Source organism: uncultured Algibacter sp., from assembly GCF_947490405.1.
In the GTDB taxonomy this organism is placed as follows: Bacteria; Bacteroidota; Bacteroidia; order Flavobacteriales; family Flavobacteriaceae; genus Algibacter_B.
In genome coordinates this window covers 361,749-377,589 of sequence record NZ_CANLGU010000001.1, presented here as the reverse complement: position 1 = coordinate 377,589, position 15,841 = coordinate 361,749, and the positions used below count along the sequence as shown (strand labels likewise).

The following is a 15,841-nucleotide window of genomic DNA, read 5'->3' as shown; positions in this document are numbered from 1 at the left end:
AACAACTTACAACTCCTTAATATCCTTCCTCAACTTTGTCAAAGCTCCATAAATACGTTTCTCAACCGCTTTAGTTGAAACTCCTAAAGTTTCTGCAATTTCTTTAAAGCGTTTACCTTCAACACGGTTCATCATAAAAGCTTCGCGTTGCGCATCTGTTAAATTAGAAAGTGCTCTTTGTAATTTATCATTGTACTCAGCCTCCTGCATTAAAAATTCAGGACTTTCATTAGTAGACATTTTCGGTTTAGTTTGCTGATGTTTTAAAACCACTTTTTGATGCGCTGCTTCATTCAACATTAAATTATTGGCTGTAGTAAACACAAAACTCTTTGCTTTATCAGGAGAAACTTTAGCACAATTCTCCCATAATTTAATAAAAGCTTCCTGTACTTTATCTTTCGGATTTAATAAATCTCCAAACTTATAGTATAAAAAGTTGTGTAAATCTTTAGCGTGTTTGTTAAAAATAGTAGAAAATAAATGCTCTTCACAAATATTTTCATGCAATTGTTTTCCCATTAATATTAGTAGTTATGCCACTAAAATAAAGCTTTTTGGAGCTCAGTATTTAATTTTTTTTGAATTTTTTTAGAATCTAGGGTAGGAATTTTTAAAGTTATCCTGTTTTATAATCAAAACGCTATGTTTAACCCAAAATCACATACTATGAAAACTAATTTAAAAACATTATTACTAATTCCTTTTTTTGCCCTTTTATTGTTTTCTTCTTGTCAAGATGAAGAAACAGATATTACTCCTCAAGAAGAAAGTGAAGCGCTTGCAGCTGAGTCTGAGCTTACAGGCTTACTGTTCTCAACATCTATTATGGACGGATCTTCGGATAATATTATTGATAACGCTAGTTGTACATCAGTAAAATTACCAATTACCGTAAAAGTTAATGGATTAGAAATTATTATTGATTCTGAAGAAGATTTCGATGTTATTGAAGCCATTTTTGATCAGTTTGAAGATGATGAAGATGAACTAGAAATCATTTTTCCAATAACTATTATTTTATCAGATCATGAAGAAATAGTGCTTAATAATCGTGATGAGTTAGAAGAGCTTATAGAAGAATGTCAAGAAGAAAACGAAGAAGATGACGATATTGAGTGTATCGATTTTCAATACCCAATTTCTTTTTCAGTATTCAATACAGATTTTCAAATTATAGATGTTGTAACTATTGAAAACGACAGACAATTATACCGTTTTTTAAAGCGTGTTAAAAACAAAGAAGTTATAGCAAGTCTTAATTTTCCAATTACTTTAAAGTATGCAGACGGAACAACTGTAGATGTTAATAACAATCAAGAATTAGCAAGAACAATTAAAGAAGCTAGAGATCTTTGTGATGAAGATGATGATAACGATTATGGAGATGACGATTTTACAAAAGAACGTTTAGACGAGTACTTAAAAAAATGCCCATGGGTAGTGTATGAGTTTAAAAGAAACAATCAAGATAACACAGCACAATACAAAGAGTACGCATTAAACTTTAAAGAAAACGATACTGTAACAATGCGTGCAAGAGGAGGAGATGTGTTAACAGGAACTTGGAGTACTCGCGTAACAGAAAGAGGAGCACTTTTAAAATTAGAATTTGACACCTTAGCAGATTTTACTCTAGAATGGATTGTTTATGATATTGAAGAAGGTAAAATTAAACTATACGAAGCAGGAGGAAATAGAATCATCATGAAGAGAAATTGTGATGTTGTCATAAACACCATTACAAAAGAAAGAGTAAAAAATTACTTAAAAGAATGCTTATGGAGAGTAGATAGCATAAGAATTAATAATATAAGTAAAAGAATAGATTACATAGGTACACCTTTAAAATTCTATGATGATGATGTTGTAAAACTAAGAGTTGAAGGCGAGTTAATTGAAGGGACTTATGATATTGGTTTAAGAGACGATAAAATTACCTTAAAAATAGATTTAGAAGGTAGGCCAGATTTAAAGTTAATATGGGTAATCAATTTCTTAGAACCAGGATTAATAAAGTTAACCAATGAAAATAGTAAATTAATTTTAAGAAGACACTGTCCAGATGAGGATGAAGACATAGACTACATAAGCGATGTATTGTCAAACGGCGAGTGGGTAGTAGCTTCTTATCTAGACCAAGGTGTAAATGAAACTGAAAACTATAACGATTATGTTGTTGGATTTAATGAAAACGGTAGGTTATTTGCCGAGGGCGATGGCAACAACTACATAGGCTCTTGGTTAGCGTACAGAAACAACGGTTTATACTTAGGTTTAAATTTCAGAACACAAAACGAACCATTTAGCGAGTTAAGGCACAGATGGAAAATTGTAGAAATTACACCTAATAGAATTGAGTTAAAAGACTACAACTCAAACGGAGAAATAGAGCGTATCCTAGTGCTAGAAAAAAACTAAAACACATGTTTGGTAGAAGCGAAACTTACTTTTTGGTTGGTTAGGTTAATTAATTTTAAGTTTCCTTTTCAAAGGCTGTCATTCCCCAAATGGCAGCCTTTTTTATGTTTATTATTTGGGCGTTACCACAAGGGTCGGGCTATTCGTTACAATCTTTTTAAAACGTCATAGTGAGGAGCAAGCGACGTAACTATCTGTCAAAATTTAGTTAGCCTTAAAATTAATGTTATTCAGGTTTAAAAAGGATTTCCACTACTATCCCTAACGCGGGCAAGTCTGCTAGCTTAGTTTTTAATTGAGTGTGGTTTTTGTTTTTGAAGAGGTTCGTTTACCGGTCTCGGCTATGGATAGTTGCGTGGGTTAGTTCGGACTTTTGCAAATATACAGCAAGCTGAAAATTCCGCAGGAATTTTCAGGATAAGCCTGTAATAGCAATTGTTTATAGCCAATGTTAGGTGCAGGTTTTTATATCAGTTTTTTTAGTTTGTATTCCGATTTTAATTCTTCTAATTCCGATTTGCCAATCATTTTCATATTCATTAGCCATTGCATATTTCCCATAAATTGTTCTTCCTCCAAGTCAAAATTGATGAGCATTTCTTTCTTTTTATTATTTGCTATTTTGATTAAATTTTTAGCAAATTCTGTAACTTTTTCTTCGTTTGGTTTAGTTCGAAATAGTCTTATTAGTTTATTCCCATTCGCAATTAAAATGTCATCCTTGTGTGGTTTTAAAAATCCAAAAATTGATAGTGCTCCCCAAATTATTGCATTGGCAACGTATGTTCCAGGTTTTTCTGGATTTCCTAAAAAATAAATTCCGACACAGATTAAAGTTATGATACTTGTAATTCCAACAAATATTTTCCCCACGATTATGTTGTCCGCTTCGTACTGAATTTCGTTTCCGACTTCGGTCAGATGAATTTTATATTTTAATTTGTCCTTAATTGAATTGTATTCAACTTCTACAAATTCAGAATCCGAGTCTATTTTATAAGACCGGGTTTCAAATCCTTTTCTTTGTCTTATTTCCTTCATATTTTTTTCAACTTGCACCTAATGTTTCGCGGATATGAAATCGTTTTAATACTGAAACAAGTTCAGCACAGGTGGTTTTATATCCGCCAGTAAACGAAGGTAGCGGAAAAATTTTACAAAATCAAGGCATGTTTTATATTGTAATATGTCAAATCAATATATTTTGCATAACAAAATATGTTTTTGGTAAAACCTAAAATCAACCTCATAAAAACAAAATATTTAGTTATTTTTGCATCTTCAAAAGCAATCATAAACAGCAGTAAGCATTACAATAAACTGCTTTCAGAAAACATAAAATTATGTTTAATAATTTAAGCGATAAACTAGATAAAGCACTCCACGTTCTTAAAGGACATGGAAGCATCACAGAAGTAAACGTAGCCGAAACTCTAAAAGAAGTTAGGCGCGCATTACTAGATGCCGATGTTAACTTTAAAATAGCCAAAGAGTTTACTAACAAAGTAAAAGAGAAAGCACTAGGTCAAAACGTATTAACAACGTTACAACCTGGGCAACTCATGGTTAAAATCGTGAAAGACGAGTTAACCGAACTTATGGGAGGCGATGCAGAAGGTCTTAACCTATCTGGAACACCAAGCATTATTTTAATGTCTGGTTTACAAGGTTCTGGTAAAACAACCTTTTCTGGGAAGCTTGCTAATTATCTTAAAAACAAAAAAACAAAAAAACCACTACTAGTAGCCTGTGATGTGTATCGTCCAGCTGCAATAGATCAATTACACGTTGTTGGAGACCAAATTGGTGTTGAGGTTTTTAGTGATAAAGGAAATAACGATCCAGTTGCCATTTCCCAAGCGGCATTAGCACACGCTAAAGCCAACGGGCATAACGTGGTTATTATAGATACCGCTGGTCGTTTAGCTGTTGATGAGGCGATGATGACCGAGATATCAAACATCCACAAAGCCATTCAACCACAAGAAACTTTATTTGTTGTAGATTCTATGACAGGGCAAGATGCAGTAAATACTGCAAAAGCCTTTAACGATGTCTTGAATTTTGATGGTGTTATCCTTACCAAATTAGATGGTGATACACGAGGTGGGGCAGCCATTTCAATTAAATCTGTAGTTAATAAACCTATTAAGTTTATTGGTACAGGTGAGAAAATGGAAGCTATAGATGTGTTCTATCCGTCGCGTATGGCAGATCGTATCCTTGGTATGGGAGATGTAGTGTCTTTAGTTGAACGTGCACAAGAACAATTTGATGAAGAAGAAGCTAGAAAGCTTCAAAAGAAAATAGCCAAAAACCAATTTGGGTTTGATGATTTCTTAAAACAGATTCAGCAAATCAAGAAAATGGGTAACATGAAAGATCTTATGGGTATGATTCCAGGAGCAGGAAAAATGCTAAAAGATGTAGATATAGATGATGATGCTTTTAAAGGTATTGAGGCTATTATTCATTCCATGACACCAAAAGAACGTACAAACCCATCTGTTTTGAATGCTAGCAGAAAAAAACGTGTAGCCAAAGGCTCAGGAACATCAGTTCAAGAAGTCAACCAGCTTTTAAAGCAATTTAACCAAATGAGCAAAATGATGAAGATGATGCAAGGTGGTGGCGGTAAAAAGATGATGCAGATGATGAAAAATATGCGCTAGTTTTGCTAGAAGTTTGAAGTTTGTCATGCTGAGCGCAGTCGAAGCATCTTTATAATTACAAAAACATATAGATATGACCATACTTGATGGTAAAAAAGTAAGTAACGATATTAAAGAAGAAATCGCAGATCATGTAAAGTCAATGATTTCTAAAGGCGAGAAAGTACCTCACTTAGCCGCTATTTTAGTGGGATCAGACGGTGCTAGTATGACTTATGTAAACGCCAAAGTAAAAGCCTGCGAAAAAATAGGATTTGAGTCTACACTTATTGAAATGCCTGAGTATACCTCAGAGGAAGAGTTACTAGAAAAAATTCACGAGTTAAATAACAACGATGCTATAGATGGTTTTATAGTACAACTGCCTTTGCCAGAACAAATTGAAGAGCAAAAAGTTTTAATGGCTGTAGATCCAGATAAGGATGTAGATGGTTTTCATCCAACTAATGTTGGTAAAATGGCATTGGATTTACCAAGTTTTTTACCGGCAACACCTTATGGGATTATGGAACTTCTTGAGCGTTATCAAGTTGAGACTTCAGGAAAAAATGTTGTAGTTATGGGAAGAAGCCATATTGTTGGTCGTCCCATGAGTATTTTAATGAGCCAAAAACGTAAAGCTGGTGATGCTACTGTTACAGTGGTGCATAGTCGTTCTAAAAATTTGGAAGACATTACAAGAGCTGCAGATATTATTGTTGCAGCCATCGGTATTTCAGAATTTTTAACTGGTGATATGGTTAAAGAAGACGCGGTGATTATAGACGTTGGGATTACCCGAGTGCCAGACCAAACAAAAAAGAATGGTTACCGACTTGCTGGTGATGTGCATTTTGAAAGTGTAAGCAAAAAAGCAAGTTATATCACACCAGTTCCTGGTGGGGTAGGGCCAATGACTATTGCAATGCTACTAAAAAACACATTACTAGCAAGAGAAAGACGCCAATAGTAAATAAACAATATTTAACTAAATTGCATCATGAGTTTCTTAATTTATGATGCATTTTTTTTGTTTAGTAGAGTGGTTATTGGTAGCCTACAGCATATATTCCCAATTGTAATTGCCATATTATTTAGCATGGTTTTTATAAACTATGCTAAGCGACTCTCTAACTCAATTCAACAAAAAAATGCGTTACATATTTTCGCCTGTTTTGTAAGCGTAATAGTTATTGTATTTCATGCAAATAAAATCTGTTTAGGCTATTATAATGTATCTACAGATTTACCTTTGTATTTGTGTAGCCTTTTAGGCTTATTAATTCCCATTTTTACATATTACAGAAAATTTTGGATGTATGAGATTTTGGTATTCTGGATTATAGGCGGAACGTTACAAGCCGTAATCACACCAGACATAGCTTTGGGCTTTCCTAGCTTTGATTATTTTAGGTATTGGATAGTGCATTTGGGGCTTTTAATAATTATTTTTTACGCAACCTTCGTTTTTAATATGCGTCCAAAATTTAAAAGCGTTTTTAAATCATTTTTAGCCCTTCAAGTTTATGTTGTGCTAATGGTTATAATAAATAAGCTTTTAGAAGCCAATTATTTTTATTTGAATGAAAAACCACAATCGGCATCAATTTTAGATTATTTTGGCGAATGGCCTTGGTATATTATTGTAGTTCAAATAATAATTATTCCATTGTTTTTACTTATTTATTTACCATTTTATTTAACCCGAAAAAAGTAATAAATTAATAAAACAACACTATTTAGCAAATAGTTGATCCATATCCTTAAAAGCTTTAAACTCTAGAGCATTGCCAGAAGGATCATAAAAAAACATGGTGGCTTGTTCTCCGGCTAAACCTTCAAACCTTATGTATGGTTCAATAACAAATTCAATATTTTTATTTTTTAAATCTTCTGCGAAAGCGTGAAACACATCCCAAGATAAAACCACTCCAAAATGCGGAACAGGAACAGATTTTCCGTCAACTGCGTTTGTATGTATATTAGCTGATTCTTCTTTGGGTTTATAGTGAATAACTAATTGATGCCCGAAGAAGTTGAAATCTACCCAATGGTCACTACTTCTGCCTTCATCACAACCTAAAATATTTTTATAAAATAATCTGCAAGTCTCTAAATTATAAACAGGAATAGCTAGATGAAAAGGCGATACAGTTTGCATATTTGTTAAGCAGATTTACTTTTGCCATATTTAAGCATGGAAACACCTGCAATAAAGAATATAATACCTAATATGGCTAATGCCCAAGGGCTTAAAGATGCAATAATTGGAGTTCCAAATATACCTAATACACCCATAATTAAACCAGCCATTCCAATTAAGGTTAAAACTAATGCTAATGTTCTTATCATAATAAAGTTGATTTTTTCAAAAATAAGAATATTTTGCAACTAGCCAACCACATTTTAAACTATCATATTTATTCTTTTTTTCTAACACAATTAATTTTCCAAGTTGGAAATACGACACTTTCCGTTTTATCAACCCATTCTCCAATCCATTCATATCCAGTTTCAGACATGTTATAAAATGTAAGTCTAAAAAAACCATCTGTTCCATTTGGGGCTTTTTGTTCTTTATACAGAATAATTTTATCATCTATTTTGTTGCCTTCCCAAACAGGGAATTTAGTTGATGGTGTTTTTGATGAAAACCAGTGTACATACCATCGACTACTGTCAGCCACAAATTGTCTAATACTTCCAGAGTGTCCGCCATCTGCTTTTAAAGTTTCATCTTGTACTGCCATGCCATTCATAATATATTTCCATCGCCAAACTAAATCTATTTCTTCATTCCATGTGCCGTCTTGTTTCCTAGTGCTTGATTTACAATAGCATTCACCAATCATGGCTTCGTAATCTTTAATTTGTTCTGGAGCTTCGGGGTTGGATCTTCCAAAAGGATATTTTTCAGAAGTATCATAATCATATTGCGAAAAAGAAGTAAATGATATGAGTAAGGTGAAAATAAAACTGTTCATTTTTTTCATGATGATATTGTTTTTGGTTATTCAAATCAACACAAAAAGATTAAACAAAAATTAAAAATGCAGAGATCTAGTGTTTATTTGCAGTAAGCTTAGTTAAGAATTTTATAAAATCAATTAATAAAATCTTTAACAATTTTAAGATTACTTTTTGAAACAGGAACTTCAAAATTGTTTTCAAGAACTAATTTAGGGATGTTTGAAAGGTTTAGTTCCTTTGCTTTATCCATATTTACTATGGCCTTTCGGTGTACTCTTAAAAAGTTGTTTGATAATTTGCTTTCTAGAGCTTTTAATGAGCTACGCATGGTGTAAGCGCTGTCTTTTTTTGTGTGTACAATCACGCAATAATCGTCAGCTTCTATCCAGGTAATATCTTTTACAGGAATTATTTTTCGTTTGTTACCTATTTTAATATTAAGTACCGATGCTTTATCTTCTATATATTTACTTAATTCTTGATAAAGTTTAGTGTTTGTTGTTTTTAATTCTGAAAGCGCTTCTACTTCAATCTGTAATTGTTCATTAGTAAAATAAAAATGAGTAATAATGGCAATAGCTATATAGCCTAAAGTATAAATTGGGGCCTTCTGAAAGGTGAAAAAAGTAATATACTGATTAATAAAGTTAGAGATTGAAAAAGTATCGTTGTTTAAAATAAGTTGAATTATTGAAATAATAATGACGCACAAGAATACGAGTCCAAAAATAAAGAGGGTATGCTTAAAGTAGTTTGCTTTTTTTGAGGCTTGTTTTTTTACAAAACGTATAAGTAATAATGAAAGTACTAACCAAACAAACCATTTGTAAGATTGTGTTTTTAAAAGCTCAATAAATTGAACGTTTTGATTTAAGTTGAAACGTTTTATGTAGTAAAACTGTTGAAGTGTTTCAAAAAATATGGCTAATATAAATACCCCCGTAATTATAGCAATATGCTTTTTTTGAGATGATATTTTAGAAAAAAAAGAAGCCATAAATTTATTACTCTTTTCTTTTTGTAGTAGAGGCAATATATTCTTTAGTAGAGTTGCTAATCAATTTATTCAACTCAATAAATTCATCTTTAGATAATTCTCGATACGCTCCAATAGGCATATCTAATTTGATATTCATTATTCTAACACGTTTTAAGGTTTGTACTTCGTAGTTTAAATACTCTGCCATTCGCCTAATTTGCCTATTTAAACCCTGCGTTAAAATAATTTTGAATTTATAAGTGCTTAGTTTTTCAACTTTACACTTTTTTGTGCGTTTGCCTAAATCTTCTAAATAAATGCCGCCTGCCATTCGTTCTACAAAGGTTTGAGAAATAGGCTTATCAACTGTTACGATATATTCTTTCTCATGGTTATTACTAGCACGCAGAATTTTGTTTACAATATCACCATCATCTGTTAAAAGAATCAAACCTTCACTTGGTTTATCAAGTCTACCAATTGGGAAAATACGTTTTGGGTAATTTATAAAGTCAATAATATTGTCTTTTTCAACAGAAGTGTCTGTGGTACAAACTATACCTACAGGTTTATTAAAAGCTAAATAAACAAAAGATGTTTTTGTGTTTTTAATTTCTTTTCCATCTACAGCGACTACATCATTTGGTGCTATTTTGGTTCCCATTTCTGGTATAATCCCATTTATGGTTACTCTGCCAGCATCTATAAGTTTATCGGCTTCTCTTCTGGAACAATAGCCAACTTCGCTTAAAAACTTATTTATACGCTTTAATGGTGCTTCACTCATAATTCAAAAGTACAAAACTTAGTTGTTTAAAAAATTCAAGATATGCTGATAAACACGCTCTGATTTAAGTCCATGGCCATAGCCTTTAGTTGCAATAAAAGTCGCATTATTATAATTCTGTTTAAATTTTAATCCGTCTTTGTATGGAATAATCCTGTCTTTTTTATCATGTATAATAAGCCCTTTTGCAGTAATCTCTTTAGAGAAGATGAAAGGCGAGAAATATTCAGGTAAATGGTTGTATTTTTTTAGAACATAATCCTCTAGGGCTTTTGATACGCGTTTATTAAATCCCATCATAGATTCATAACGACTAAAAACACCTAAGAAATCTGCTGGAGCTCCCAATAAAATTAATCTTTCAATATGTTTTAATTGATATTTATATTGAAAAAAAACAGTTGACATTCCACCTACAGAGTGTCCAATTATGGTATTAACTTTAAATTTTTTAGCAACAAGGTTAATGCATTCAGCAAAGAGTAATGCATTAAAAAATTTCCCTCCTGATGCACCATGAGCCGGAGCATCTAATGCTACGATGTTGTAGTTTTCTTTTTGAAGCAAAGTGATTAAATCTTTCCATCTAAATGAGTTGCTTTCCCATCCATGAACTAGTAACACAGTTTCTTTTTCCCCTCTCCAATGGTAGGTTTTAATAAGAGTGTCCTCAAAAGAGACATCACTTTGAATAGCCGATTTTAGATAATCAGATTCTTGAGGAGTTATTCTGCCTTTTCTTGGGGTTGAAAATAAATCAATAGCTATTTTGGCAGCTCGTTTAGATGAAAAGTATGCGATAAAGTTTATTAATGATCCTAAAATTTTTGGAATATAATTATTCATTTAATTTTCTCTATTTACCAAATCCATAGAAAATGCGGGTGTGCAAATAGCTATATATTCACATACCTCGGTAAATGGGTTAGAATATTGTACTCTGGTATGACGCTCAATTTTTATAGATTGTCCAGCTTCTAAAATAACAGTTTCCCCTTCAATAATAAACTGTTTTTTACCGCTTATAATAAATGTGAATTCATCAAATTCTGGAGTTTGGAAAGGTTCACTCCAACCAGCTGGTGCCTTCATATGTGCAATACTAATTTTGGAATTGCCATCTGTGGTGTTTCCAAAATGCTCTTTAATTATTTTCCCATCAACAGTTGGAACTACAAAAGGATTATTTTGAATGGTATATTTTTTTTTGGACATGCGTAAATCTAAAGGTTCTGGTATTAGTGGTTATCTTTTAATGGTTTCTTTTTAATCATGCCGCCTTTTAAATCTTTAACAACACCCATTATAATGAAGGCATCTTTATCAATTTTATCTATTTCTGTTTGCAGCCTTGCTAATTCCAAACGTGTTACTACGGTGTAAATAATATCTTTTTCATAGCTATACCCAGTTGACCCATAACCACCTTTACCAGCATAAATGGTACAAGCTCTTCTTAGTTTTTTTATTAGCATAGTTTGTAACTCTTCGTGTTTATTGGATATAATAGTTACACCTACATATTCTTCAACACCATCAACAACAAAATCAACGGTTTTTGCAGCAGATAAATAAGTAAGCATTGCATATAAGGCCGTTTCAATAGATAATACATAAGCACCAATAGAAAAGATTAAAATATTTATTAGGAATAATACATCACCAATGGTAAGTGATAATTTTCTGCTTAAAAAAATAGCTAAAACTTCAGTACCATCTATAACGCTGCCTCCTCTCATAGATAAGCCAATTCCTGAACCTAAAAAGAAGCCGCCAAATACAGCTATTAATAGTTTGTCTTCTGTAATAGTGGGGTAGTTTACAAAATGAACTACAATTGCTAGAAGAGATATGGCAATAATACTTTTTATAGCAAACTTTTTTCCAATGGTTTTGGATGCCAAATAAATAAATGGAAGGTTTACAATAACTAATAGAATGCCAAGGTTTAAGGATGTTATGTTTTCTAATAATAGAGAAATGCCAGTTGCTCCTCCATCAATAAAACTATTTGGTAGTAAGAAACCTTTTAATCCAAACCCTGCAGAAAATACTCCAAGAATAATAAATATATATTCCCTTATTGCGTGGGATAGTTCAACTTCTAGTTTTCTAACCAGAGGTACTATTTGTTTTTTTGTTACAGGTTTTTCAACTTGTGTTTTTTCAAGTTTTTTACGTGCAACGTCAACTAGTATTTTAGATAAAAATGGATTCATTTTTTAATGATTCCAATTGATGAAAAAGTATTTCACTTTAGCATTATCTGGAATATGAGTTGGTTCAAATTTTAAGTCCATATCAAATCTGAGATTTGCAGGAAGTTCGTTTTTGTCAATTGTAAAACTTCCATTAATGTCATTTACAATAATGACAATAGAGTTGATTAAATTACTTATTCTAGAAATTTTGTAATTATCTTGGATGTCTTTAAATGTACTAGATGTGTTTATATTTTTGTCTGTTTTGTAGCGATCATCAAGAATGCGCACGCTGCTAATTGTTGAGGTTGAGTCTAAGGCCTGTTTTGGTGTTAGTGTAAGCAGTTTTTTACCGCCTTTTTCAAAAATCTCAATGTTATTAATGTTGCCGGTAAATTCATCACCACTAATAAATTTTACAATAGAATCGTTTACATAAATACTTTTAAGGTCTTTAACTTGTGTAGAATCAGTTAGCAAACCGATGTGTTGTTTGTTTATTTCAAATGGGTTTTGTTCTTTTTTACAGCTTATACAAAAGAGTAGAATTAAACTTAATAAGCCTATGGTAAATTGACGCATTTATATTTTTAATTTTTGGGTTTAAAGACTACTTTTTCATCACTTTGGTTAAAATACCAAAAACACTTCTTATAAAAGTGGCACTGGTTAGTACTTTAACAATCGGATTTATTCGTGAACTTTTCCTTTGTCTTGATGTTGAAGTTTTTCTTTTTGACTCCGCTTTTTTAAGCGCTTCTTTTTCTTTTTTTGCTTTTTCTTTGGCCTCTTCAGCTTCAGCTTGTTTTATTTTCTCATTTAAAAGCTCATAAGCACTTTCTCTATCTATGTTTTCATTATACTTTTTAACCAATTTTGATTTAGATAATAGTGCACTTAATTCAACTTCAGTTAAAACATCCATTCTACTCATTGGCGCACGCATCATAGTTGCTGCCAAAGGTGTAGGACGTCCTTTTTCATCTAATGCTGAAACCAAGGCTTCTCCTATTCCTAGTGATGTTAAAACTTCTGTAGTGTTATAATAATCCGAATCAGGATAGTTTTGAGCAGTAAGTTTGATGGCTTTTCTGTCTTTTGCAGTAAAAGCTCTTAAAGCATGTTGTACCTTTAATCCGAGTTGGCCTAAAACAGCTTCAGGAACGTCTGTTGGGTTTTGTGTTACAAAATATAATCCAACGCCTTTACTTCTAATAAGTTTTACGATACTTTCAATTTGATTTAAAAGCGCTTTTGAGGCTTCGTTAAAAATTAAATGGGCTTCATCAATAAACAAAATAAGTTCTGGTCTATCACTATCTCCTTGTTCAGGAAAAGTTGAATAGATTTCAGCTAAAAGGCTTAACATAAATGTTGAAAAAAGTTTCGGTCTGTCTTGAATATCGGTTAATCTCATGATATTTATATAGCCACGACCATCATTATCAACTCTTAGTAGATCTTGTGTGTCAAAAGATGTTTCTCCAAAAAACAAATCAGCACCTTGTTGTTCTAATTCTACTATTTTTCTAAGTATAGCACCAGTTGAAGCTGTAGAAATTCTACCATAAGACTCCGTAAATTCAGCTTTGCCTTCTTGAGTGGCATATTGTAAAATTTTCTTAAAATCTTTTAAATCTAGTAGCGGTAATTTGTTATCGTCGCAATATTGAAAAATAACAGCTACTATTCCAGATTGCGTTTCAGTTAAATCTAAAATTCTAGATAATAAAACTGGCCCAAATTCGCTAACGGTTGCACGTAGTCTTACGCCACCTTGTTCAGAAAGTGTTAAGATTTCAACAGGAAATGCTTTAGCGTCAAATGGTAAACCTATTTTTTCATGACGTTCGTCAATTTTTGGATGCCCTGGACTTGGTTGCGCCAAACCACTCAAATCACCTTTAATATCCATCAATAAAACAGGTATGCCTTTATCACTCAAGTTTTCAGCAAGTACTTGTAAAGATTTAGTTTTTCCTGTACCCGTTGCACCTGCAATTAAACCGTGTCGGTTCATCGTTTTTAAAGGTATTTTTACATGGGCTCCTGTTACGGTTTCGCCATCTAACATAGCGGCACCTACAGGAATATAATCTCCTTTTGTTTTATTGCCTTCAGTAATGTAATTGAAAAATTTTTCCTTGGTACTCATACTTAATATTTTGCATAAAAATACAGGAAAAAATTAAGAAAGAATGTATTTGATATAAAAGGCTATTTTATTTTTTCAATGTAGATGTTAGATGTACCTACACTTCTAAAAACTGCTGGAGCAGAATTACCACCTCTTATGGTTTGGATACTTATTGTTTGACCAGCTGTAATATTAAAAACCTCTGTAATATGCAGAGAAGCTTCTAAATGGCCACTATTATGTCTTACATATCCTGTGTTGCCTATTGCGCCGGTAGGAGTGCCATTAATCGCTATTTGGGCTTCAACTGATACACGTAGATCAGTATTGCCAGCAATCGTGGGAACTCTGTAGGCAATGTTGGCTGTTATGCGGTATCTTCCTGACGTGCTTATGGTCAATGTATTTCCTGCTTGTGTATATAAAGTATCATCATCATTCCACTCTAGGTTCCCGAAAATAGGAATATTTGCATAAGCCCCATCATTGTTTAAATTGCTTGTTATGTCTGTATTACTATATTTTACAGAGCTAGAATGTGATATCTTACTCCAATCAGGAGTAGCTATTGAGCCATTATTAAATTGAAACTCATTAATATCTGTGTTAAACACCATTAAGCCCATTGCAGGGTCAGTAATAGAACTTATTTGTAAGGTTGTTAATCTGGGTATTAAAATGCCTTTATTTGTGGATTCTATGTGTAAGATTGAAGATGCATCAGGTGTGGTGGTACCAACTCCTACTTGGGAAAAACCATAATAATAATAACAAAAGCACAGTAATAAAACAGTGTAGATTTTCTTTTTCATTGAGAGCGCGAGAGACTTTATTTAGCTATTAATTTCAGCAAAACTAATTAAAAATCCGATTAAAAACAAAAAAATACGATAAATGGTAAAATAGTTTAATTTTTTTAAAATTTTTATGAACAAAATTTTCTGTCATATGGAGAATGTAATTCACTTTAAATTTATTAATTAATAGTTTATTGAATTAAATAAATAGGACCAAAATCAATTGTGAATATATATCTTTGCATTTCTATGGAAAAAGACACTTTAGATTTAGTTAACAAAGGTGAAATGCTACCTCTTATGGAGGAGTTTTATACCATTCAAGGGGAAGGGTACCACAAAGGTACAGCAGCATATTTTGTTCGAATAGGAGGTTGTGATGTAGGTTGTCATTGGTGCGATGTTAAAGAGAGTTGGAATGCTGATTTACACCCGCCTACTGCTACAAAAAGTATTGTTGAAAATGCTAAAAAGTATAGTGACACAATAGTAATTACAGGAGGCGAACCACTTACCTGGGATATGACGGCTTTAACTAAACAATTAAAAGCTGAAGGTATGCAAGTGCATATTGAAACTTCTGGAGCATATAAGCTAACAGGTGTTTGGGATTGGATTTGTTTATCTCCAAAAAAGATGAAACTACCTACTAAAGAGGTTTATGATAAAGCTGATGAACTTAAAGTAATTGTATATAATAAAGATGATTTTCGATTTGCAGAAGAACAAGCCTCTAAAGTAAATAAAGACTGCATTTTATATTTGCAACCAGAGTGGAGTAAGCGGGATAAGGTTGTTCCTGAAATTGTTGATTATGTGATGAAACATCCTAAATGGAAAGTGTCTCTTCAAACACATAAATATTTAAATATACCTTAAAAAAGCGAGATAATTAATT

General features: G+C 32.4%; 18 protein-coding genes. 5 read left to right on the top strand and 13 right to left on the bottom strand.

Annotation, left to right across the window (positions count from 1 at the left end; genetic code table 11):
• Positions 1 to 6: 6 nt before the first annotated feature.
• The gene (locus tag Q0772_RS01380) at positions 7 to 522 is read right to left on the bottom strand and encodes a sigma-70 family RNA polymerase sigma factor (RefSeq protein ID WP_298339184.1); all 516 of its coding nucleotides are present in this window, start codon (positions 520 to 522) and stop codon (positions 7 to 9) included.
• Between the two features lie 147 nt (positions 523 to 669).
• Between Q0772_RS01380 and Q0772_RS01375 the strand changes: the two genes are divergently transcribed.
• Positions 670 to 2,421, top strand: coding sequence for a hypothetical protein (locus Q0772_RS01375; RefSeq protein ID WP_298339181.1), 1,752 nt, complete (start codon positions 670 to 672; stop codon positions 2,419 to 2,421).
• Positions 2,422 to 2,886: 465 nt separating this feature from the next.
• Here Q0772_RS01375 and Q0772_RS01370 read toward each other — a convergent pair whose 3' ends face one another.
• Entirely contained in the window at positions 2,887 to 3,462 is a 576-nt protein-coding gene (locus tag Q0772_RS01370) for a hypothetical protein (protein ID WP_298339178.1), read from the bottom strand.
• A 302-nt stretch (positions 3,463 to 3,764) separates the two neighbouring features.
• On the opposite strand from Q0772_RS01370, the gene ffh reads away from it, so the two are divergent.
• The 3 genes from ffh to Q0772_RS01355 all read left to right on the top strand — a co-directional run bounded on the left by ffh (position 3,765) and on the right by Q0772_RS01355 (position 6,789).
• Positions 3,765 to 5,093, top strand: coding sequence for a signal recognition particle protein (ffh, locus tag Q0772_RS01365; RefSeq protein ID WP_298339175.1), 1,329 nt, complete (start codon positions 3,765 to 3,767; stop codon positions 5,091 to 5,093).
• A gap of 73 nt (positions 5,094 to 5,166) precedes the next feature.
• Positions 5,167 to 6,042, top strand: a complete 876-nt coding sequence (folD, locus tag Q0772_RS01360; RefSeq protein WP_298339172.1) for a bifunctional methylenetetrahydrofolate dehydrogenase/methenyltetrahydrofolate cyclohydrolase FolD — start codon at positions 5,167 to 5,169, stop codon at positions 6,040 to 6,042.
• A gap of 30 nt (positions 6,043 to 6,072) precedes the next feature.
• On the top strand, positions 6,073 to 6,789 hold the full coding sequence (locus tag Q0772_RS01355) for a TIGR02206 family membrane protein (RefSeq protein WP_298339169.1): 717 nt from the start codon (positions 6,073 to 6,075) through the stop codon (positions 6,787 to 6,789).
• A gap of 18 nt (positions 6,790 to 6,807) precedes the next feature.
• Here Q0772_RS01355 and Q0772_RS01350 read toward each other — a convergent pair whose 3' ends face one another.
• The 11 genes from Q0772_RS01350 to Q0772_RS01300 form a co-directional block, all read right to left on the bottom strand.
• Positions 6,808 to 7,233: a VOC family protein gene (locus Q0772_RS01350; protein WP_298339166.1), complete on the bottom strand. Its 426-nt coding sequence runs from the start codon at positions 7,231 to 7,233 to the stop codon at positions 6,808 to 6,810.
• A gap of 5 nt (positions 7,234 to 7,238) precedes the next feature.
• Entirely contained in the window at positions 7,239 to 7,424 is a 186-nt protein-coding gene (locus tag Q0772_RS01345; protein WP_298339164.1) for a hypothetical protein, read from the bottom strand.
• A gap of 68 nt (positions 7,425 to 7,492) precedes the next feature.
• Entirely contained in the window at positions 7,493 to 8,065 is a 573-nt protein-coding gene (locus Q0772_RS01340; RefSeq protein WP_298339162.1) for a hypothetical protein, read from the bottom strand.
• Between the two features lie 110 nt (positions 8,066 to 8,175).
• The gene (locus Q0772_RS01335) at positions 8,176 to 9,039 is read right to left on the bottom strand and encodes a LytTR family DNA-binding domain-containing protein (RefSeq protein WP_298339159.1); all 864 of its coding nucleotides are present in this window, start codon (positions 9,037 to 9,039) and stop codon (positions 8,176 to 8,178) included.
• Positions 9,040 to 9,046: 7 nt separating this feature from the next.
• Entirely contained in the window at positions 9,047 to 9,808 is a 762-nt protein-coding gene (rluF, locus tag Q0772_RS01330; RefSeq protein ID WP_298339156.1) for a 23S rRNA pseudouridine(2604) synthase RluF, read from the bottom strand.
• Between the two features lie 18 nt (positions 9,809 to 9,826).
• The gene (locus Q0772_RS01325) at positions 9,827 to 10,654 is read right to left on the bottom strand and encodes an alpha/beta hydrolase (protein WP_298339153.1); all 828 of its coding nucleotides are present in this window, start codon (positions 10,652 to 10,654) and stop codon (positions 9,827 to 9,829) included.
• The gene (locus tag Q0772_RS01320; RefSeq protein WP_298339150.1) at positions 10,655 to 11,023 is read right to left on the bottom strand and encodes a cupin domain-containing protein; all 369 of its coding nucleotides are present in this window, start codon (positions 11,021 to 11,023) and stop codon (positions 10,655 to 10,657) included.
• A gap of 23 nt (positions 11,024 to 11,046) precedes the next feature.
• Positions 11,047 to 12,027: a YitT family protein gene (locus Q0772_RS01315; protein WP_298339147.1), complete on the bottom strand. Its 981-nt coding sequence runs from the start codon at positions 12,025 to 12,027 to the stop codon at positions 11,047 to 11,049.
• A 3-nt stretch (positions 12,028 to 12,030) separates the two neighbouring features.
• Entirely contained in the window at positions 12,031 to 12,591 is a 561-nt protein-coding gene (locus tag Q0772_RS01310; RefSeq protein ID WP_298339144.1) for a hypothetical protein, read from the bottom strand.
• A gap of 28 nt (positions 12,592 to 12,619) precedes the next feature.
• A complete protein-coding gene (locus tag Q0772_RS01305; protein WP_298339140.1) occupies positions 12,620 to 14,164 on the bottom strand; it encodes a helicase HerA-like domain-containing protein in 1,545 nt (514 codons plus the stop codon).
• A 62-nt stretch (positions 14,165 to 14,226) separates the two neighbouring features.
• Positions 14,227 to 14,958, bottom strand: a complete 732-nt coding sequence (locus tag Q0772_RS01300; RefSeq protein ID WP_298339137.1) for a hypothetical protein — start codon at positions 14,956 to 14,958, stop codon at positions 14,227 to 14,229.
• A 234-nt stretch (positions 14,959 to 15,192) separates the two neighbouring features.
• Here Q0772_RS01300 and Q0772_RS01295 point away from each other — a divergent pair, with 234 nt between their 5' ends.
• On the top strand, positions 15,193 to 15,822 hold the full coding sequence (locus tag Q0772_RS01295) for a 7-carboxy-7-deazaguanine synthase QueE (protein WP_298339134.1): 630 nt from the start codon (positions 15,193 to 15,195) through the stop codon (positions 15,820 to 15,822).
• Positions 15,823 to 15,841: the final 19 nt, after the last annotated feature.